The sequence below is a fragment of the Microbacterium algeriense genome (genome assembly GCF_008868005.1).
GTDB classification, from domain to species: Bacteria; Actinomycetota; Actinomycetes; order Actinomycetales; family Microbacteriaceae; genus Microbacterium; species Microbacterium algeriense.
Genome location: NZ_WAAO01000003.1, coordinates 86,293 through 107,115, shown reverse-complemented (window position 1 = coordinate 107,115; position 20,823 = coordinate 86,293). Strand labels below are relative to the sequence as shown.

Here is a 20,823-nt window from a genome sequence, read left to right as displayed (position 1 = left end):
CGGCGGATCGCGGCGGCGACGCCTCCCTATGCCAGAATCGACATACCCCGCTCGACTTTCCCAGCGGTCCCGGTGAGTGAAGGCGCCGAGACGGCGATGCCGCTCCCTATCGGCAGGGAATCTCCCCAAGGAGAGCTGCATACATGCCTGAGGATGCTCCTCGGATTCTCGTCGTCGACGACGATCCCGATGTCGCCCTGCTCGTGAAGACCGTCCTCCAGCGGAGGGCCGGCTGCGTCGTCGACGTCGCGGAAGACGGTCAGGTCGCGGTCGAGCGCGTGGCCGCGTTCCGGCCCGACGTGGTGGTGACCGACATCGAGATGCCGGGTCTGAACGGACTGGAGCTGCTCGCCGAGCTGCGCCGGACCGTCCCGACCGTGCCGGTGATCGTGATGACCGCTCATGTGTCCGTCGAGTACGCGGTGTCGGCGCTGCGGGCGCAGGCGGATGAGTTCCTGACGAAACCGCTCGACAACGCCAAGCTCGTCGAAGCGGTCACGCGGCTGGTCGCCGAGGGGCGGCGTCGCCGGGACGAGGCGAGGACCCCGGAGCGGGTGCTCGCGATCGGCGCGCACCCCGACGACGTGGAGATCGGCGTCGGCGGGCTGCTCGCCGCCCACGCCAAGGCCGGCGACGAGATCACCATCCTCACGCTGTCGCGCGGCGCGCGCGGCGGTGATGCGGACAGCCGTCAGGACGAGTCGCTGGCCTCCGCCGAGATGCTCGGTGCGCGCCTCTTCCTCAAGGACCTCATCGACACCGAGATCTCGGGCGGGGGATCCACCGTGCGCCTGATCGAGGAGGTCGTGCAGGAGATCCAGCCCACGATCGTCTACACGCACTCGAGCCACGACCGCCACCAGGACCACCGAGCCGTGAGCGAGGCGACCATCGTCGCGACACGGCGCGTGGGGACGGTCGCGTGCTATCAGAGTCCCTCGGCGACGATCGACTACCGCCCGACCCGGTTCGTCCGGATCGATCAGTACCTCGACGAGAAGCTCCGGCTGCTCGAGCGGTTCAGCTCGCAGACGGCCAGACGCGACTACCTCGAGCCGGATTTCGTCACGGCGACGGCACGCTACTGGTCGCGCTTCGGCGGCGGCATCGCGGTGGAGCCGCTTGAAGTGGTGCGCGAGACGGCCGAGTTCGTCGGCGCGCACGAACTGACCCGACGGGAGAGCTGATGACCAAGCGCGTTCTGGTGACCGGGGCCGGCGGACCGGCGGGCGTCGCCGTGATCCGATCCCTCCTCCGTCGCTCCGACCTGACCGTCTTCGCGGCGGACATGGACGGGTGGGCGAGCGGGATCTACCTCGTCCCGACGGAGCAGCGCCGCCTGGTGCCGCCAGGGCGGGACGAGGACTTCGTGCCGACGATCGCCCGACTCGTCGAGGACGATCGGCTCGACCTCGTGATCTCGACCGTCGACGTCGAGCTGATCGCCCTGGCCGACCGCCGCGACGAGCTGGCGCCCGCCGTGCTGGCCGCACCGTCTGCGGACACCCTGAACACCGCCCTCGACAAGCTCGCCCTCTCCGAGCGATGCGCGCCGACCGGCCGGACACCGCGCACGGTCCTCGCCGGGGCGGACGCGGAGGCGATCGACTGGGAGTTCCCGGTGTTCGCCAAGCCACGCCAGGGTGCCGGCAGCCGTGGCGTGCGCCTCGTCCCCGACCGGGACGCCCTGCTCGCGCTGCCCACGGATGAAGGGCTCATCGTGCAGGACTTCCTCCCGGGGGAGGAGTACTCGGTCGACGTGATCGCCGACGCGACGGGGAACGTCGTCGCCGCCGTGCCGCGCACGAGAGCGCGGGTCGACTCGGGTGTCGCCATCGCCGGCCGCACGCTCCGCGACCATGAGCTCGAGGAGACCGCCGCGTCGATCGCCAGGGCCATCGGACTCGTCGGAGTCGCGAACGTGCAGCTGCGGCGCGATCGGGCAGGCCGTGCCGTGCTGCTCGAGGTCAATCCGCGGTTCCCCGGCGCGCTCCCGCTGACCATCGCGGCCGGCGTGGACATCCCCTCGCTCGTCGCCGACCTGTTCCTGGGCCGCGAGATCCCCGTCAGCGTGCCGTTCCGCGAGGTCGCCTCCGTGCGATTCCTCGAGGACATCATCGTCGAGGTCGACGAGGTGCTCGTCTCGGACCATGCCGGCCACCAGGAGGAGCTGTGAGCCACGGGATCCTCCGCGGCGATCATCACGTCCATTCGACGTTCTCGGACGACGCCGTCTCGACGCTCGCGGAGAACGTGGCCGCGGCGACGGCGGCGGGCCTGACCACGGTGCGTCTGGTCGACCATGTGCGTCAGAGCACGACCTGGGTGCCCGAGTACCTCGCGGCGGTCCGCGACCTCGACCGCCCGGAAGGGCTCACGGTGCTGACCGGCGTGGAGGCGAAGATCCTCGACGCGACCGGCGCGCTCGACATCCCGGCGCTGCCGCAGGGCATCGACCGGATCCTCATCGCGGACCACCAGTTCCCCGGCGTCGACGGTCCGCTCGGCCCCTCCGCCGTCCGAGAGCGGATGGCCGGCGGCTGGGCGGTCGACGATGTGCTCGATCAGTTCGTGGGCGCTCTGATCGCCGCGATGCGCCGACACCCGGGCAACCAGCTCGCGCACTGCTTCTCGCTCCTGCCCAAGATCGGCCTCGCCGAAGACGACCTGGGCGCGGAACGGGTCCAGGCGTGGGCGCGCACCGCGGCCGAGACCGACACCCTCGTCGAGGTCAACGAGAAGTGGGGCTGCCCGGGAACGGAGCTCCTGCGCGCCCTGCGTCTGGCCGGCGCCGAGATCGTCGCCTCCACGGACAGCCACGTAGCCGACGACGTCGGCCGCTACGCGCGCATCATCCCGATCCTCGACGCCCTGGAGTCCTCCGCATGACCGATCTCACCTGGCTGCAGACGGTCCTGGTCGTCATCCTCCTGCTGTGCGTCCTCGTCGGCACGCTTCCCGTGGTGAACACCGGGCTGCAATTCCTCGCGCTGCCGCTGCACGCCTTCCGCAACCACTACGGCAAGGCGGCCCCGTACCACCCGAACGTGGCCGTCATCATCCCCGCCTGGAACGAAGGCGCGGTGATCGGCCCGGCGATCGAGCGGCTGCTGCAGCTGGAGTACCCTGCCGAGCGCCTGCGGATCTTCGTCGTGGACGACGCCTCGACCGACGACACCCCCGCCGTCGTCGCCGCGAAGTCGGCGGCCCACCCCGGCCGCGTCGTGCACCTGCGTCGCGAGAAGGGCGGCGAGGGCAAGGCGCACACCCTCAACCACGGGCTCGACGTCGTCCTCGCCGACCCCTGGACCGAGGCCGTGCTCATCATGGACGCCGACGTGATCTTCGCGCGGGATTCGCTCCGCAAGCTCAGCAGGCACCTCGCCGACGAGAAGGTCGGGGCCGTGACGGCCTACATCGCCGAGGGCAGTCGCGACCGCAACTACCTCACGCGGTTCATCGCGATCGAGTACGTGATCGGGCAGCTGTCCGCACGTCGCGTGCAGAACGTCGGCGGCGCGATCGCGTGCCTGGCCGGTGGCGCGCAGCTGCACTCCCGGGCGAATCTGGAGGCCATCGGCGGACGCATCCCGACCGGCACTCTCGCCGAGGACACGATGACGACCTTCGAGGGGCAGCTGCACGGGCGCCGCATGGTGTTCGAGCCGCACGCGGTGGTGCTGGCCGAAGAGCCGCGCACGATCGACAGCCTGTGGAAGCAGCGACTGCGATGGGCTCGAGGCAACGTGCAGCTGACCTCGATCTACAAGAAGCTCTGGTTCCGTCCGAGTCCTGATCACAACCTGGGCAGCTTCTCGTTCGGCCTCGCGTGGTTCACGATCCTCCTGCTCCCGGCGTTCATGCTGCTTGCCGCCGCGGGAATGCTCGCCCTGCTGCTCCTGCACAGCGACATCGCCGAGTTCGTGTTCCGCTTCATGTGGATCTCCGCGGCGTGCATCTACATCTTCTCGATGCTCTACTCCGTGCAACTGGATCCCCGCATCGGCAGGCAGTCCTGGCGCGAGGCCATCATGTTCCCCGGTCTCGGTGCCCTGATCCTGATGGCCATCGCGATCTTCCCCTGGCTGTTCGAGTCGGCTCTGCTCGCGCTCGGACTGCCGGTGACGGATCAGGCGCGCATCACCTGGGCGGTGATCTTCTACCTGTGGGGGCCGATCTCGATGCTCGGGATCTGGCTCGCCAGGGCGGTGGAGCCCCTTCCCGGCGGACGGTTCTTCGCCGGGCTGCTGCTCTACATCTGCGGGTACGGATCGCTGCTCTGCGCGATCACCGTGGACTCGTACATCAAAGAGTGGCGTCGCGCCGACGCCTCCTGGATCAAGACCGAGAAGATCGGACGCGTCGACTCATGACCGCAGCCCCGTCACACGAATCCGAAGTGGAGGAGATCGCCGCGGATGCGCGCCGCGAACGCCGCCTCGTCCCGCAGGCCCTCCTCTCCCTCGCCGTCGTCGTCATCATCGTCATCGTGCGAGAGCTGCTCCTTCGATGACCGGGAGGCCGTTGGCCCTGGTCGTCGAGGACGCTCCCGATCAGGCGGCGCTGCTGCGTCGCTACCTGGACCGTGAGGGGTTCGACGTGTTCGTCGCCCGCGATGCGGAGTCGGCCATCGCGGCGTTCTCCGACATCGACCCCGCTCTGGCCGTGCTCGACCTGCTCCTTCCCGGGATATCCGGACAGGCATGCGCACGGCTCGTGCAGGAGCGCTTCCCGGCCTGCTTCCTCGTGATCAGCTCGGTGCTCGACGCGGCGGACTACCCGCCAGCGGACGCGGCGCTGCCCAAACCCATCACCGGAGCAGACCTGCACGCCATCGTGGAGCGGGTGCCCCGATGAGGGCCACACCGCTGGAGCGCGCGGAGAACCGCTGGTACCGGCTGGTCGACAACCCGAGCCCGCTGATCAAGCAGGCGCCGACGTTGACAGCCGCCGTGATCGCCGCGCTGCTGACGTGGACGGTGCCCCAGCTGCCGTTCACGCATCTGGGCGTGGCGCTGATCGGACTGGCCGTGGTGCTCGCCGCCACGGTGCAGGCGGCGATCCTCAGCGCCCGCCACGTCTACGACGGCTGGGCCGTGCTGCTCGTGCCGATGATCGACATCGTGGGGCTGGGCCTCTTCCGCGCCGGCACCGGGGGCGCCGCATCGGTCTTCGGATCGCTCGTGCTGCTGCCCGTCGTGTGGATAGCGGCAGCGCCCGGGATCCGCTGGGTCTTCGTCGTCGGCGGCCTGACCTCCTTCGCGCTGCTGATGCCCTACCTCGCGGACCCGCCCCGGAGTTCCGCCGAGTGGCTGCGCGGCGTCGTCGGTCCGCTCGTGTTCGCCGCGCTCGCCGCGGTCATCAACGAGCTCTCCCGGCAGCAGCGCGTCCGCGTCGAGCAGGCCGAGGAACTGGTGGCCGCGCGCACGAAGGCGCTCTCGGAGAACGTGGCGATGATCGTCCAGCTGCGCGACAAGGAGCGGCAGTATCGGGAGCTGCTCGACTCGTTCGAGAGCCTGTGGTCGTCGATCACCGCGCAGGCGGTGGTCGCCACCGATTGCAGCGGCACGATCACGGCGTGGAATCCCGGTGCGGTGCGTCTGCTGGGGATGTCGGCCGAGGAGGCCCGAGACGGTGTGCGCATCGACCGCTTCTTCTCCGCCGCGGTCCTCTCGATGCTGGCGGCCGAGGGCACGGAGCCCGCGCACACGGCCGACGAGATGCCGACGGGCTTCGCCGAGCTCTCCCCGGGGATCAAGGCGCTGTTCGCGCAGGCCGATGCCGGACTCCCCGTCGACGGCGATGTCGAGGTGACGACCGCCGGCGGGACCACCGTCCCCGCCCGGGTGACGGTCAGTCCGCACAAGGACGGAGCGGGCGCGCAGCAGGGCTACCTGTTCGTGCTCACCGACGAGACGCGCGCCGTCGAGGTCGCCCGGATGAAGGACGAGTTCGTCGGGATGATCTCCCACGAGCTGCGCACCCCGCTCAGCGCGATCATCGGGTTCCTCGATCTGCTCCAGAACGATCCGGGTCAGCCGCTCACCGAGGATCAGCAGGAGTTCGTCGGGATCATCGAGCGCAACGCGCAACGGCTGCTCAACCTCGTCGGCGACCTGCTGTTCACGGCGCAGGTCGAGTCCGGGCGCTTCCCGCTCGACCGCGAGGAGGCGGACGTCGCGCACCTGGTGCGCTCGGCCGTGCAGTCGGCGGGTCCGCACGCGCAGCGCGAGGGGATCGAGCTGGTGGCCGAGGTGCCAGACGGGGCCCTTCCCGTCGTCGTGGACCCCGGTCGCGTGGGGCAGGCGATCGACAACCTGCTGTCCAACGCGATCAAGTTCACGGCCCGTGGCGGCACGGTCACCGCTCGGGTGCGCCCCGTCGATGGAGCCGTGGAGTTCTCGATCGCCGACACCGGCGTCGGGATCCCGGAAGACGAGCAGGGGATGCTGTTCACCCGCTTCTTCCGGGCGTCCACGGCCACCAGGAATGCCGTCCCCGGCGTCGGGCTGGGACTCACGATCACCCGCGCCATCGTGCTGGCGCACGGCGGGACGATGGACGTCACGAGTCAGGAGGGGGTGGGCACGGAGTTCCGCTTCGTCATCCCCACCGCCCCGCGGACCGAGGCGCTGAGCGTGACCCGCACGGACTGAACCGCACCTCCCCGCGCCGCCGGCGGAGCGCATCGAGCAGCTCTGTTGGTGAACGGCCTTCGGATGCTGATAGCCTGATCGGCTCGGCATGCGCGGGCGGAAGGACGGCCACGCACCGTGGGCTATATCGATGTCTCCACTGTCTCTCTGACGCTTCCCGACGGCAGACCGCTTCTGGACGAGGCGACCTTCCGGGTCGGGGCGGGCTCGACGAGTGCGCTGATCGGCCCGAACGGTGCCGGCAAGACCACTCTCCTGCGCATCATCCGCGGTGACCAGGCTGCGGACGACGGCGTCGTGACGATCGACGGCGGTCTCGGGGTCATGGATCAGTTCGTCGGTCACGGTGGCGCCGGCGAGACCGTGCAGCAGCTGCTGGTGCGCGTGGCGCCCGCGCGTATCCGCCAGGCCGCCGAAGCTCTCGAGGCGGCAGAGAACGCGCTGATCGAACGCGATGAGCACGACACGCAGATGGCCTACGCCTCGGCGATCGCCGAGTATGCGGACGCCGGCGGCTACGAGCACGAGACGGTCTGGGACCAGTGCACGGTCGCGGCGCTCGGAGTGCCCTACGAGCGCGCCCGGTACCGCGAGCTCACCACCCTCTCCGGTGGCGAGCAGAAGCGTCTCGCGCTCGAGGCCCTGCTGCGCGGGCCCGATGAGGTGCTGCTGCTCGACGAGCCCGACAACTATCTCGACGTGCCCACCAAGCGCTGGCTCGAAGAGCAGCTGCGTCAGACCCCGAAGACCGTGCTGCTCGTCTCGCACGACCGGGAGCTCCTCGCCCGCGCCGTCGACCGGCTCATCACGCTGGAACCCGGCGGCGCCGGATCGACGGCCTGGGTGCACGGCGGCGGTTTCGCGACCTATCAGCAGGCGAGGGCCGACCGGATGGACCGGCTCGACGAGCTGCGGCGCCGGTGGGATGAGCAGCACGAGAAGCTGCGCACCCTCGTCGCGAACCTCAAGGTGAAGGCGGCCGCCAATGACGGCTTCGCGTCGCGGTACCAGGCGGCCCAGACGCGGCTGCGCAAGTTCGAGGAGGTCGGGCCGCCGGAGGAGCGCCCGCCGGCACAGGACTTCGACATGCGCCTGCGCGGAGCCCGCACCGGCAAGCGGGCGGTCGTCGCCCGCCGACTCGAGCTGACCGGGCTCATGCGTCCGTTCGACGCGGAGGTCTGGTACGGCGACCGGGTGGCCGTGCTCGGCTCGAACGGGTCGGGGAAGTCGCATTTCCTCCGCCTGCTGGCGCGGGGCGGAACCGATCCCGATCCGTCGCTCGGCCACGTCACGTCGACGGGGGAGCAGCTCGCCCCGGTCGAGCACACCGGGACGGCCACGCTCGGAGCCCGCGTCGTACCTGGACTGTTCGCGCAGACGCACGCGCATCCGGAGTTCGTCGGGCGCACGCTGCTGGCGATCCTGCACCGGGGCGATGACCGTCGCGCCGGGATGCCCCGGGACGCGGCGAGCTCGGCGCTGGACCGCTACGGACTCGTCCGGCAGGCTCAGCAGAGCTTCGACTCCCTCTCCGGTGGCCAGCAGGCGCGGTTCCAGGTGCTGCTGCTGGAGCTCTCCGGCGCGACGCTGCTGCTGCTGGACGAGCCGACCGACAACCTCGATCTGGAGTCCGCCGAGGCGCTGGAGCTGGCGCTCGCCCGCTTCGAGGGGACGGTGCTCGCGGTCACGCACGATCGGTGGTTCGCCCGATCCTTCGACCGGTTCCTCGTGTTCGGCGCGGACGGCGAGGTCTACGAGTCGGACGAGCCGGTGTGGGACGAGAGACGGGTGGCCAGAGCGCGCTGAGCTCCGAGGACGATCAGGGCAGGCGGAAGGGGGCCGCGGCGCGCGCGTCCGGGTCGGTCGCGAGATCGGCCAGGACCCCGCCGACGCCCGGCGCGAACTTGAAGCCGTGCCCCGAGAAGCCCGCGCCCACCACCACCCGACCACGACGGTCGAGCACGAAGGCGCCGTCGTGGGTCGAGGTGTAGGTGCAGCTGATCGGCGCGGCGGTCTCGGGGTCCAGGCCCGGGAGCCACTCGCGGACGTACTCGGCGAGTGCCCGCTGCCGCGTCGCCACATGAGGGCGGGCATCGGGGTCCACCTCGTCGCCGACCCGGTGGAAGCCGGCCTTCACTCCTCCGCCCGGCGTCGGCATCCCGTACACGGTGGCGGGGAACCGCGCCGGGTCGACGTGGTGGTTGAACGACGGCCATGGTGCATCGATGCGCGGGCGGAAGTGCGCGGGGATCTCCTCCGTGACGGTGAGCTGCGGGAGGCCGAAGCGTCCGAGGAGCTTCTGCGTCCAAGCCCCGGCGGTGACGACGGCCGTCCCGGCACGCAGCAGGCGTCCCTCGCCCAGGTCCACCACCACGCCGTCGGGATCCTCGCCGATGTGCGCGACCGGAGTGCTCCACCGCACGTCGCCTCCGCCCGTCGCGATCCGCCGCTCGAATGCGCGCAGCGCGTCGGCGGCGCGCACGACCCCGGCGTCCGACGACCACAGGACGTCGCCGGCGAAGCGCATCCCCGGCCAGCGCCGCGCAGCCTCGCCGGGCGAGAGGACGGCAGAGGGGATGCGGCGCGCCGCGAGCCCCGCATGGATCGACGCGATGTCGAGGTCGCCGTGGGTGACGAGTCCGTGCAGGCGCAGGAGGGGTGCGCCGTCGACCTCCCCGATGGCCTCCCATCCGGCGCGGGCCCGCACGAGCAGATCGAGGTAGTGCTCCTCGACGTAGGCGTTGTTGAAGTTCCTGGTCGCCCCGTGCGATGCGCCCTCATGATGGCCGCGGGCGAACCGCTCCAGCACGACGGGCCTGCGGCCGCGGCGCGTCAGCTCCCATGCCGTCGCCAGTCCCATCACGCCGCCCCCGACCACGATGATGTCCACGGTCTCGGTCCTCATGCTGCCTCCGCTCTCGGATCCAGTCTCCCAGCACGGGGGTGCGCAGCCGCCGGGTAGGCTGGAGGGGTGACCATGGAGATCGAGCTCGGCCGAGGAAAGCGCGCGCGTCGCGCGTACACGTTCGATGACATCGCGGTGGTGCCGTCCCGGCGCACGCGCAACCCGGAGGACGTGTCGACCGCGTGGACGATCGACGCCTTCGGCTTCGAGATCCCCGTGCTCGGGGCGCCGATGGACTCCGTCGTGAGCCCGCAGACGGCCATCATGCTCGGTCAGCTGGGCGGTCTCGGCGTGCTCGACCTCGAGGGGCTGTGGACGCGATACGAGAACCCCGAGCCGCTGCTCGCGGAGATCGCCGGTCTCGACGAGGGCAAGGCGACCGTGCGGATGCAGGAGCTCTACTCCGAGCCGATCAAGCCCGAGCTGATCACCCGCCGCCTCGCCGAGATCCGCGAGGCCGGGGTCACGGTCGCCGGCTCCCTGACCCCGCAGCGCACGCAGGAGTACTACGACACGGTCGCCGCCGCGGGCGTCGACCTCTTCGTGATCCGCGGCACCACGGTCTCGGCCGAGCACGTCTCGAGCGTCGCCGAGCCCCTCAACCTCAAGAAGTTCATCTACGACCTCGATGTCCCCGTCATCGTGGGCGGCGCGGCGACCTACACCGCAGCCCTCCACCTGATGCGCACGGGTGCGGCGGGCGTGCTCGTCGGCTTCGGCGGGGGAGCGGCCTCGACGACACGGGCGACGCTCGGCATCCATGCGCCGATGGCGACCGCGGTCTCCGATGTCGCCGCCGCGCGCCGCGACTACCTCGACGAGTCCGGTGGGCGCTACGTGCACGTGATCGCCGACGGCGGCGTCGGCACGTCCGGCGACATCGTCAAGGCGCTCGCGATGGGTGCGGACGCCGTCATGCTCGGCGTCGCACTCGCCCGCGCCACCGATGCACCGGGACGCGGCTTCCACTGGGGGCCTGAGGCGCACCACCCGAAGCTCCCGCGCGGGCACCGCGTCGAGGTGGGCGGCATCGGCACGCTCGAGGAGATCCTGTACGGACCGGCGCCCGTCGCCGACGGCACGGCGAACCTCATCGGCGCGCTGCGCAAGTCGATGGCGACCACCGGATACTCCGACCTCAAGGAGTTCCAGCGGGTCGAGGTCGTGCTCGCGCCCTACGAGGCCTGAGGGTCCTGCGCTCCACCGTGACCACTCCTGCACTCTTCCCCCCGACTCTCCGCGAGGTCATGCTCCGGGGACGCTGGATCGGGATGCTCCTGCTCTGCCTCCTGGTGGCCGGCGTCTTCGCCTGGCTCGGTCAGTGGCAGCTGGAACGCGCGATCGAGACCGATCCGCCCGCGCCCGGTGCCACCGAGCAGGTGCAGGAGCTCTCGGATGTGCTCGAGCCGGCGGAGTACCTTCCGGAACCGCTCGTCGGGCAGCGCGTCGAGACCTCCGGATCGTGGATCCCCGGAGACTTCATCGTCGTGGGGAGTCGCTTCAACGACGACGTGCAGGGCTACTGGGTGACGGGTCAGCTGCGGGTCGATGAGGGCGTCTCCATCGCCGTCGCCCTCGGCTGGGCTCCCGATCGCGCGACCGCGGATGCCGCGGTGGAGGAGCTCGAGGCGGGTGCCGACGGCTCCGAGGTCGCCGTCACGGGCCGCATCATCTCCGACGAGGGCCCCCGCGTGCCTCCGCGGTCGGATCCGTACCAGCTGGACCGCATGTCCCCGGCCGCGCTCCTGAGCCGGTGGCACGACACCGAGCAGCTCGACGTGTACCGCCCCTACCTGGCCGCGACCACCGCCTCGGCGGGCCTGGTCGACATCTCCTCGCCGGCGCCGGAGGAGATGTCCCCGGTGAACTGGCTCAACGTCTTCTACGCGGTCGAGTGGGCCATCTTCGCCGGCTTCGCGTTCTACCTCTGGTACCGCCTGGCGAAGGATGCCTGGGAGCGCGAGGTCGAGGAGTTCGAGGACGCGGCAGCGACCGACGCCGCCTGATCGATCCGCGCATCCGCGCGCTTCGACGTGCGCACCTGCGCGGCTGACCACGCGCTTAGCGACCTTCGTCAGGGGTCGTTCGGGCCATCCGGTGAGCGCTGGATGACGAATCGGAAAACTCCGTTGAGGATGTCCGAACCGCTCCGTATGCTCGCACCATGTGAGCACGCTGGGAGTTCCTCCTGTGTGCCGTGTCAGTCCTGAGAAGCGTAGAACCCGATCGAGGAGACAGCACCGATGATGTCCGCTCCAGACGGCGAGAACCGCATGGTTCCCGCCTCGAACCGTAGAAGTCGGGGGCGCATCGGCGCTCTCGCCGTGACCTGCGTGGCCGCCCTGAGCCTCGGCTCGCTCGCCGCCGCACCCGCTGTCGCCGACACCGCCGGGACGGGGGTGGTGATCAACGAGGCCTACCTCTCCGGAGGCAGCGCCGGCGCGGCGTTCAAGAACAAGTTCGTCGAGCTGTACAACCCGACCTCGGCTCCGGTCACGCTCGACGGCATGTCGCTGCAGTACCGTTCGGCGACCGGCTCCGGTGCGTTCAACGGCGTCGCTCCGCTCACCGGGGTCATCCCCGCCGGCGGGTACTACCTCGTCCAGGGCAACAGCAACGGCACGAACGGCGCGGACCTCCCGGCACCGGACGCCGTCACCACTCTGACGCCGAGCGGCACGAACGGGACCCTGGCGCTCGTCGAGGGCACCGCGGCCGTCACCCTCACCCCCGGCTCGGTCGTGGGTGCGGACGGCGTCGTCGACCTCCTCGGGTACGGCACCTCGAACACGTTCGAGACCAAGGCCGCGACGCCCCCGACCGGCAACACGGACGTGAAGTCCCTCAACCGGACCGACGGCGTCGACACGGACGACAACAGCGCGGACTTCACGCTCTCCGCGACCATCACCCCGCAGAACTCCGGCGGCACCGATCCCGGCACCGACCCCGGCGGAGAGCCGACGAAGGCCACCATCGCCGAGGTCCAGGGAACCACCGACGTCTCGCCGCTGAATGGCCAGACCGTGCAGGTCGAGGGTGTCGTCACCGCCGACTATCGCACCGGCGGCTACAAGGGCATCGTCATCCAGACGCAGGGCTCCGGCGGTGCGACGGACGCGACTCCGGGGGCCTCGGACGGCGTGTTCGTCTTCCTCAACGCTCTGAACCCCGACCTCGCGATCGGCGATCTGGTCTCGGTCACGGGTTCGGTGAGCGAGTACTTCGGCCAGACGCAGCTCAACCCCGCCGCGGCAGCCGACGTGTCGGTCGTCACCGCCGGCGTCGGGGTTCCCGCCGTCACCCCGCTGCCCACCACGGTGCAGGGCGCCGACCGCGAGCAGTACGAGAACATGTACGTCGCCCCGGAAGGGACATACCGTCTGGCATCCAGCCACCAGCTGTTCAACTTCGGCACGCTCTGGCTGAACGCCGGTGACGAGCTCGCCGTCAAGAGCACGGAGACGACGCGGCCTGGTGCCGAGGCCGCCGCGATCGCCGCGGCCAACCGGGCCAACCGCATCCTCCTCGACGACGGCTGGTCGATCCAGGTGTCCAACAGCGGACACCCCGGCGAGCAGCCCTACTTCACGAAGGACACGGTCGTCCGAAACGGCGACACCGTCGACTTCGGCGACAACGGCTACGTGCTGCAGTGGGGCTTCAACGACTGGCGTCTGCAGCCGGTCGTGCCGATCGACGACTCGTCGGCCGCCGACCTCAAGGTCGGATTCACGGCGACGAACCCGCGCACCGACTCCGCCCCCGCGGTCGGCGGCGACGTCCAGGTCGCGTCCTTCAACGTCTACAACTACTTCACGACGCTGAAGAGCGAGGACTCCAACGCGCGCGGAGCCGCGAACGCGGCGCAGTTCGCGATCCAGAAGTCCAAGATCGTGGCGGCGATCAACGGCTTGGATGCCGAGATCGTCTCCCTCATGGAGATCGAGAACTCCGTCAAGCTGGGCAAGCCCATCGACACGGCCCTCAAGGATCTCGTCGCGGGACTCAACGCCGACGCGGGTAGCGACGTGTGGGCTTATGTGCCCACCCCTGCCGCGCTGAACAACGCGGCCACCACCGACTACATCACGAACGCGATCATCTACAAGAAGGACGCGGTCACGACGGTCGGCGACAGCGCCACGGTCATCGACGAGTCCGTGTGGGGCAACGCCCGCGAGCCGATCGCTCAGGCGTTCGACATCGACGGTCGCGTGGTCACGGTCGTGGCGAATCACCTGAAGTCGAAGTCGCCGCCCGAGGGCGCCGGCGCCGAGCCCGCCGACGGGCAGGGCTTCTTCAACGCCGACCGCGTCAAGCAGGCGAACGCGATCCTCGCCTTCACCGCGCAGCTGGAGGAGACGACCGGCAGCGGCGACATGCTGCTGATCGGCGACTTCAACGCCTACGGCAAGGAAGACCCCATCGACGTCTTCACCTCGAACGGGTGGAGCGACCTCGTCGCGGACAAGACGGACGGCCAGTACACGTACACGTTCGACGGCGAGCTCGGCTCGCTCGACCACGTGATCGTGTCGCCGTCCCTCGCCTCGTCCATCACGGGCGCGGGCGTGTGGGGCATCAACTCCCCGGAGTGGAGCGACCGCGGCTACGCGTTCGGCGCCACGGAGGAGGGAACGCCCTACCGCTCCAGCGACCACGACCCGATCATCGTCGGCGTCTCCTCGGACATCCCGCCGGTGAGCATCGACGTCGTGACGGTCAACGACTTCCACGGCCGGATCGAGGCGGACGGCGCTGCTGCGGGCGCAGCAGTGCTGGCCGGTGCGGTCAAGCAGTTCCGCGAGGCGAACCCGAACACGATCTTCGCCGGCGCCGGCGACCTGATCGGGGCGTCGACGTTCACCTCGTTCATCAACGATGACAACCCGACGATCGACGCGCTCAACGCGGCCGGTCTGGACGTGAGCGCTGCGGGCAACCACGAGTTCGACCAGGGCTGGGAGGATCTGCGCGATCGTGTGCAGGACCGCGCGGACTGGGAGTACATCTCGTCGAACGTGTTCGTCACCGAGACCGGAGAGCCCGCGCTCGCACCGGCCTGGGTGAAGGAGCTCGACGGCGTCCGTGTCGGGTTCGTCGGAGCCGTGACCGAAGACCTCGGCTCGCTCGTCTCTCCCGAGGGCATCAAGGACCTCGAGGTCCGCAGCATCGCCGACTCCGTGAATGCGGTGGCCGACGACCTGCGCGACGGCGACGCGTCCAACGGCGAGGCGGACGTGGTCATCCTGCTCGTGCACGAGGGTGCCGAGAGCACGGCGCTCTCCGCCATCACCCCCGACTCTCCGCTGGGGGAGATCGTGTACGGCGTGGACGATGACGTGGACGCGATCGTGTCGGCTCACACCCACCTCGCCTACAACCACGTGATCGACGGCCGCCCGGTCGTCTCCGCGGGGCAGTACGGCGAGAACCTGGGTCTGATGAACCTCCAGGTCGACCCGAAGACGAAGGAGCTGATCTCGATCACCAACGAGATCAAGCCCCTCACCGCCGCCGGCAAGCCGCTGTACCCGGCGGTGCCCGAGGTGCAGGCGATCGTCGATCAGGCCAAGGCCGAGGCCGACGTGCTCGGCGCGATCAAGGTCGGAGACATCACGGCCGACTTCAACCGCGCGCGCCAGTCCAACGGGTCGGAGAACCGTGGAGGCGAGTCCACGATCGGCAACTTCGTCGCCGATGTGCAGAAGTGGTCCACGGGCGCCGACATCGCGTTCATGAACCCCGGAGGCATCCGCGCGAACCTCACCTACGCGTCGAGCGGTGCGACGGACCCGGACGGGAACGTCACCTACCGCGAGGCGGCGACGGTCCAGCCGTTCGCCAACACGCTCGTGACGATGACGCTCACGGGCGCGCAGCTCAAGAGCGTGCTGGAGGAGCAGTGGCAGCCGGCGGGTTCGGCGCGGCCGTTCCTCAAGCTCGGGGTGTCCGAGGGCCTGGTCTACACGTACGACCCGACGGCCGCTCAGGGATCCCGGATCACGTCCATCACCGTGAACGGGTCTCCGCTCGACGCGGCGGGTACGTACACGGTGGCGGCGAACTCGTTCCTCGCGGGCGGAGGCGACAACTTCGCCACCTTCAAGGGGATCGAGGGCAAGCGCGACACGGGCAAGATCGACCTGCAGTCCATGGTCGACTGGTTCGACGCCAACAAGACCGCGAGCCCCGACTACGCCCAGCGCGCGGTCGGAGTGGCGGTCAGCCCGGCCGACGCCGACGGGTACAGCGCCGGTGACCAGGTCACGGTAGCGCTGTCCTCGCTCGCGTTCAGCGCGGGAGAGCCGGCACCGGGTGCGGTCTCGCTGTCGCTGGGGGACACCGTGCTCGCTCAGGGCGCGGTCGACCCGGCGGTCGTCGACACCACCGACGAAGGCGGGCGCGCCAGCCTGACCTTCACGGTTCCGTCGGGAGTCTTCGGCGAGCAGGTCCTGACCGTGGCGGTCGCCGGCACCGGAACCACGGTGCAGGTGCCCTTCACGATCGCCGGCGAAGCCGAGTTCGCGGGCACCATCGACCTCGGCTCGTCCAAGGTCGCCGCGGGCAAGAAGCTCCAAGTGACCGGTGAGGGCTACGTTCCGGGCGAGACCGTGACGATCGAGCTGCGTCCGAAGAAGGGCAGTGCCGCGCAGGTGGGCACGGTCCAGGTGAAGGCCGACGGCACGTTCAGCACGCAGGTCACGGTGCCGAAGAACGCCCAGCCGGGCAAGTACACGGTGGCTGCGGTGCAGGCCGACGGCGATGCGGCAACCGCGACGGTGACGGTCAACCGCGCCGGCGGAATCATCGGCACGATCATCGACTGGCTGTGGGATCTCATCAGCGGCTGGTTCTGACCTGAGCGTCGGATGACACGGGCGGAGGCCGCCGGGATCGCTCCCGGCGGCCTCCGTCGTTCCGTCTCCTGGTCAGGCGGTGACGGCGACGGGAGCCCAGACGAAACCGTCGGGGTCCACGGCCGCGCCGAGGACGCCGTTGATCGTGATGCGGTGCGATCCGGAACCTTCGGCCGGGACGCCCGCGTCCTTCGCGAGCGACGCGTGCCGATACAGTCCGAGCCCGATCGGGCTCGCTCCCGTGTCGAACTGCACGTAGCTGCGGCCGAAGCTCTTGCCGACCGGGATGCCGCGCTCGGCGTAGAAGGTCTTCGAGGCGACCACGTCGTCGGCGCCGAGCAGGAGCACGATCTCGTCGACCGCGCGCCTGGGGGGAGCCGAGTCCTTCTTGGCCGAGGTGGCGATCTTCCAGATCGCGCCGTCCGGCGCCTGGACCGTGCCGCCGACGCCCCAGAGGGACTTCGCCACGGGCTTGATCACGGTGGCACCCGCGCCGACGGCCGCGTCGACGAGGGCCCGCACATTCGCGGGCTGCGATACGACGAGCGACAGCGTGTAGCCGCGGAAACCCGCGGTCGCGGCATCCGCGGTGCGGAATCGGAGGCGGTCGCCGAGGCCGAACGCCTCCGTATAGAAGGAGCGGGCGGCGTCCACGTCGGGGACGTCGAGGGTGAGGGAATCGATCGTGGTGTTCATGTCCACGACGCTACGAGCGTCGGGATCCCGCGTGCTTCTCGATTCCTGACCGATGTCGGACGGCGGAATCGACAGGATTCCGCCCCGGCTAGACTGGAGGCATGCCCGAACCGAAAGTCGCCAGCTTTCCGGCGATCCGCGGTGCGCTGAAGTTCTACCAGATCGCGTCGATCATCACGGGAGTCATGCTGCTCCTGCTGCTGACCGAGATGGTGCTGAAGTACACGCCGATCCACCTCGAGCTCTTCGCCGGAGGCTCGGGCGGTCCGCTCTGGTTCGCCGGCGTGCTCGCCGGGCCGGACTGCCAGTGGTGGTCGCTGTTCGCCCCCATGACGAACTCCTGCGAGATGACCTCCCTCGGTGACGGCTTCAACATCTCGCTGTTCATCCTCGTGGCCCACGGCTGGTTCTACGTGGCCTACCTCTTCGCGTGCTTCCGCATGTGGAGCCTGATGCGCTGGCCGTTCCCGCGCTTCATCCTGCTCGCGCTCGGCGGCGTCATCCCGCTGCTGTCGTTCTTCATGGAGGCGATCGTCGCCCGTGAAGTCAAGACCTATCTCGCCACCCGCGAGGCCGCCGAGGCCTCCGCGACCGCCCCGGAAGGTGTCCGTTGACCGAACAGTCCGAGACCCAGCAGCGTCCAGCGCTCGTCGTCGACTTCGGCGCGCAGTACGCGCAGCTGATCGCCCGACGCGTGCGTGAGGCGGGCGTCTACAGCGAGATCGTGCCGCACACCGCCACGGCCGAGGAGATCGCCGCCAAGAACCCGGTCGCGATCATCCTCTCCGGCGGTCCGTCGTCGGTGTACGAGGAGGGGGCGCCGAAGCTCGACCCGTCCGTGTTCGACCTCGGTGTTCCGACGCTCGGCATCTGCTACGGCTTCCAGTACATGGCCCAGACCCTCGGCGGCGAGGTCGCGCACACGGGCCTCCGCGAGTACGGCGCGACCGATGCGGTCATCTCCGGTGACGGCGGCACGCTGCTGAGCGGTCAGCCGACCGAGCAGAACGTGTGGATGAGTCACGGCGACCAGGTCGCCAAGGCTCCGGAGGGCTTCGAAGTCCTCGCGACGACCGAGGCCACGAAGGTGGCCGCCTTCGCGAACGAGGAGCGCGGCTTCTACGGAGTGCAGTGGCACCCTGAGGTGAAGCACTCCGACCACGGCCAGCGCGTGCTGGAGAACTTCCTCCACAAGGGCGCCGGGCTCGCGTCCGACTGGAACTCCGACAACGTGATCGCCGAGCAGGTCGAACGCATCCGCGAGCAGGTGGGCGACGCCAGGGTCATCTCGGCGCTCTCGGGTGGCGTGGACTCCGCGGTCTCGACCGCTCTCGTGCACAAGGCCATCGGCGACCAGCTCACGGCCGTCTTCGTCGACCACGGGCTCCTCCGCAAGGGTGAGCGCGAGCAGGTCGAGAAGGACTACGTGGAGTCCACCGGCGTGCGGCTCATCACGGTCGATGCCGCCGACATCTTCCTCGGCCACCTCAAGGGTGTGACCGACCCCGAGGAGAAGCGCAAGATCATCGGCCGCGAGTTCATCCGCGCGTTCGAGAAGGTGCAGCTCGATCTCGTCGAGGAGGCGAAGGCCGACGGCGGCGCCCCGGTGAAGTTCCTCGTGCAGGGCACGCTGTACCCCGACGTCGTCGAGTCCGGCGGCGGAGCGGGCACCGCGAACATCAAGTCGCACCACAACGTGGGCGGCCTCCCGGACGACCTCGACTTCGAGCTGATCGAGCCGCTGCGGGCCCTGTTCAAGGACGAGGTCCGTGCGATCGGCCGCGAGCTCGGCATCCCCGAGGCGATCGTCGGACGTCAGCCGTTTCCGGGGCCCGGTCTCGGCATCCGGATCATCGGTGAGGTCACCGCTGACCGTCTCGAGATTCTGCGTGAGGCCGACGCCATCGCCCGCGAGGAGCTGACCAAGGCGGGCCTCGACCAGGAGATCTGGCAGTGCCCCGTCGTGCTCCTCGCCGATGTGCGTTCGGTGGGCGTGCAGGGCGACGGCCGCACCTACGGCCACCCGATCGTGCTGCGCCCGGTATCAAGTGAAGACGCCATGACCGCCGACTGGACGCGCCTGCCGTACGACGTGCTGTCGAAGATCTCGAACCGGATCACGAACGGCGTCCGCGACGTCAACCGCGTCGTGCTCGACGTCACGTCGAAGCCGCCGGGGACGATCGAGTGGGAGTAGGGAGCGCGATGCTCCCGGATGCGGCGCCGGAGCTTCCGGATGCCGAGTATCTGGTGCTGTCCAGTCGTCTCATCCCCGGGATGGACGGCGGGTACACGATCGCCACGCTCGCGCGCGCCCGGCAGCTCGCCGGAGCCGGTGTGGCCAGCGGCGCGGGTCCGCAGCTGCTGACCTTCGACCCGGGGACGAGCGCGGATCACGCGCAGCACCGGCAGACGTTCGCGGAACAGGGTGCGCTGGTCGACCCTTCCCGGATGCGCAACCTCTTCGATGAGGCCGTCACATCCGAGGGAGGCGCGACCGGCTGGCTGCGCGAGGCCGCCGACCCCGCCGTCGCACCCGATCCCGACGTGGAGTACCGCGTGCTGGCGGACGCCGCGGGGCGGCCTTTCGCGGCGCTCCCGGTCATCCCGGGCAACCCGGACTGGCATCTGACGGACGAGCCGGTGCTGGTCTACGGCGCTGCCGGCGAGGTCGTCGGTGCGCTGCACGGGTTCCGCGGCCTGTACCGCGCCTGGCTCGAGCACGTCGTCGCGACGCTGGGCGATCGTCCGGTCATCGTGATCTGCGAGTCCCGGCAGCTCGGCGAGCTCGTCGCGGATTGGGACGATCCGCACGTGCGCATCCTCCACACGATCCACACCATGCACGTCGAGGCGCCGTACACGCCGGACTCGTCGATGAACACGCTCTGGACCCGCTGGTTCCGTCTCGCCGACCGGTTCGACGCCGTGATCTGGCCGACCGTGACGCAGCGCGACGACGTGGTCGAGCGGTTCGGCAGCGGCGCGAACCACGTCGTGGTGCCGAATCCGATCGCCCCGGTCGAGGCCCGCGAGGACCTGCGCGAAGACGGTCTGGTGGTCGTGCTCGGACGCCTCGCCGCGGGCAAACGGGTCGACCACGCGATCAGGGCCTTCCTCGCGGCGGATGTGCCCGGTACTCGGATGGAGATCTGGGGCGGCGGTCCCGAGCAGGAGCGGTTGCAGGCCCTGATCGAAGAGCTCGATGCCGGCGATCGGGTCGTGCTCGCGGGGTACACCGACGCGCCGGGAACCGTCCTCGACCGGGCCTCGCTGCTCGTCACGTCCACTGCCTTCGAAGGGCAGCCGCTGGGGATCGTCGAGTCCCTGCTGCACGGAACGCCCGTGGTGTCGTACGACGTCCGCTACGGCATCCGCGATGTGCTCGGATCCGGCGGGGGAGTGCTCGTGCCCGCGGGCGATGTCGACGCGCTGGCCGCAGCCGTCCGGGAGGTGCTCGGCGACGACGACGTGCGTGCCCGGCTGAGTGCCGAGGCTCCGCTGGTCGCCGCCGCGTGGAGCCCGGAGCGCTCGCTCGCCGCGCTGGCCACGGTGATCGCCGACGTCGCCCGCCGCCCCTCCCGTCGCGCCTGAGCCGTCCCTCCCGTCCGGCCCGGGTTCTCCCGGACGCTCACTTCGCGTTCTCCGGCGCTTTCCCCGGACCCGAGCGCGGGGAGCGGATGGGCGGCATGGAGGGTGCGGA

General features: G+C 70.0%; 16 protein-coding genes. 14 read left to right on the top strand and 2 right to left on the bottom strand.

Features of this window, described 5'->3' with window-relative positions:
• Positions 1-143: 143 nt before the first annotated feature.
• From F6A08_RS14205 to F6A08_RS14175, 8 genes are all read left to right on the top strand, one after another.
• Entirely contained in the window at positions 144-1,187 is a 1,044-nt protein-coding gene (locus F6A08_RS14205) for a response regulator (protein ID WP_017203645.1), read from the top strand.
• Positions 1,187-2,176, top strand: a complete 990-nt coding sequence (locus tag F6A08_RS14200) for an ATP-grasp domain-containing protein (protein ID WP_124894977.1) — start codon at positions 1,187-1,189, stop codon at positions 2,174-2,176. Before F6A08_RS14205 ends, F6A08_RS14200 begins: the two co-directional genes overlap by 1 nt.
• A complete protein-coding gene (locus F6A08_RS14195) occupies positions 2,173-2,889 on the top strand; it encodes a PHP domain-containing protein (RefSeq protein WP_151459805.1) in 717 nt (238 codons plus the stop codon). The genes F6A08_RS14200 and F6A08_RS14195 overlap by 4 nt, the downstream gene beginning before the upstream one ends.
• On the top strand, positions 2,886-4,373 hold the full coding sequence (locus F6A08_RS14190; RefSeq protein WP_151459804.1) for a glycosyltransferase family 2 protein: 1,488 nt from the start codon (positions 2,886-2,888) through the stop codon (positions 4,371-4,373). Before F6A08_RS14195 ends, F6A08_RS14190 begins: the two co-directional genes overlap by 4 nt.
• Positions 4,370-4,513: a hypothetical protein gene (locus F6A08_RS17690; RefSeq protein ID WP_192576818.1), complete on the top strand. Its 144-nt coding sequence runs from the start codon at positions 4,370-4,372 to the stop codon at positions 4,511-4,513. The genes F6A08_RS14190 and F6A08_RS17690 overlap by 4 nt, the downstream gene beginning before the upstream one ends.
• Positions 4,510-4,857: a response regulator gene (locus tag F6A08_RS14185; protein ID WP_040568721.1), complete on the top strand. Its 348-nt coding sequence runs from the start codon at positions 4,510-4,512 to the stop codon at positions 4,855-4,857. The genes F6A08_RS17690 and F6A08_RS14185 overlap by 4 nt, the downstream gene beginning before the upstream one ends.
• Entirely contained in the window at positions 4,854-6,656 is a 1,803-nt protein-coding gene (locus F6A08_RS14180; protein ID WP_017203639.1) for a sensor histidine kinase, read from the top strand. Before F6A08_RS14185 ends, F6A08_RS14180 begins: the two co-directional genes overlap by 4 nt.
• A 117-nt stretch (positions 6,657-6,773) precedes the next feature.
• The gene (locus tag F6A08_RS14175) at positions 6,774-8,462 is read left to right on the top strand and encodes an ABC-F family ATP-binding cassette domain-containing protein (protein WP_151459803.1); all 1,689 of its coding nucleotides are present in this window, start codon (positions 6,774-6,776) and stop codon (positions 8,460-8,462) included.
• A 13-nt stretch (positions 8,463-8,475) separates the two neighbouring features.
• Here the strand turns inward: F6A08_RS14175 and F6A08_RS14170 are convergent, their stop codons facing one another.
• The gene (locus tag F6A08_RS14170) at positions 8,476-9,561 is read right to left on the bottom strand and encodes an FAD-dependent oxidoreductase (protein ID WP_151459802.1); all 1,086 of its coding nucleotides are present in this window, start codon (positions 9,559-9,561) and stop codon (positions 8,476-8,478) included.
• A gap of 72 nt (positions 9,562-9,633) precedes the next feature.
• On the opposite strand from F6A08_RS14170, the gene F6A08_RS14165 reads away from it, so the two are divergent.
• The 3 genes from F6A08_RS14165 (at position 9,634) to F6A08_RS14155 (ending at position 16,424) form a co-directional block, all read left to right on the top strand.
• Positions 9,634-10,749, top strand: coding sequence for a GuaB3 family IMP dehydrogenase-related protein (locus F6A08_RS14165; protein WP_017203636.1), 1,116 nt, complete (start codon positions 9,634-9,636; stop codon positions 10,747-10,749).
• Positions 10,750-10,808: 59 nt separating this feature from the next.
• A complete protein-coding gene (locus tag F6A08_RS14160; RefSeq protein ID WP_151460131.1) occupies positions 10,809-11,567 on the top strand; it encodes an SURF1 family protein in 759 nt (252 codons plus the stop codon).
• 237 nt (positions 11,568-11,804) lie between these two features.
• Entirely contained in the window at positions 11,805-16,424 is a 4,620-nt protein-coding gene (locus tag F6A08_RS14155) for an ExeM/NucH family extracellular endonuclease (protein ID WP_151459801.1), read from the top strand.
• Positions 16,425-16,496: 72 nt separating this feature from the next.
• Here F6A08_RS14155 and F6A08_RS14150 read toward each other — a convergent pair whose 3' ends face one another.
• On the bottom strand, positions 16,497-17,120 hold the full coding sequence (locus F6A08_RS14150) for a VOC family protein (protein WP_192576785.1): 624 nt from the start codon (positions 17,118-17,120) through the stop codon (positions 16,497-16,499).
• Between the two features lie 101 nt (positions 17,121-17,221).
• Here F6A08_RS14150 and F6A08_RS14145 point away from each other — a divergent pair, with 101 nt between their 5' ends.
• The 3 genes from F6A08_RS14145 to F6A08_RS14135 are packed head-to-tail and all read left to right on the top strand — an operon-like array spanning position 17,222 to position 20,714.
• Complete coding sequence (locus F6A08_RS14145; protein ID WP_151459799.1) at positions 17,222-17,734, top strand: DUF3817 domain-containing protein; 513 nt, start codon at positions 17,222-17,224, stop codon at positions 17,732-17,734.
• Positions 17,731-19,317 (top strand): glutamine-hydrolyzing GMP synthase, encoded by a 1,587-nt coding sequence (guaA, locus tag F6A08_RS14140; protein WP_124894989.1) that lies wholly within the window; start codon positions 17,731-17,733, stop codon positions 19,315-19,317. The genes F6A08_RS14145 and guaA overlap by 4 nt, the downstream gene beginning before the upstream one ends.
• An 8-nt stretch (positions 19,318-19,325) precedes the next feature.
• Complete coding sequence (locus F6A08_RS14135; RefSeq protein ID WP_225855854.1) at positions 19,326-20,714, top strand: glycosyltransferase; 1,389 nt, start codon at positions 19,326-19,328, stop codon at positions 20,712-20,714.
• The last annotated feature ends 109 nt before the right edge of the window (positions 20,715-20,823 follow it).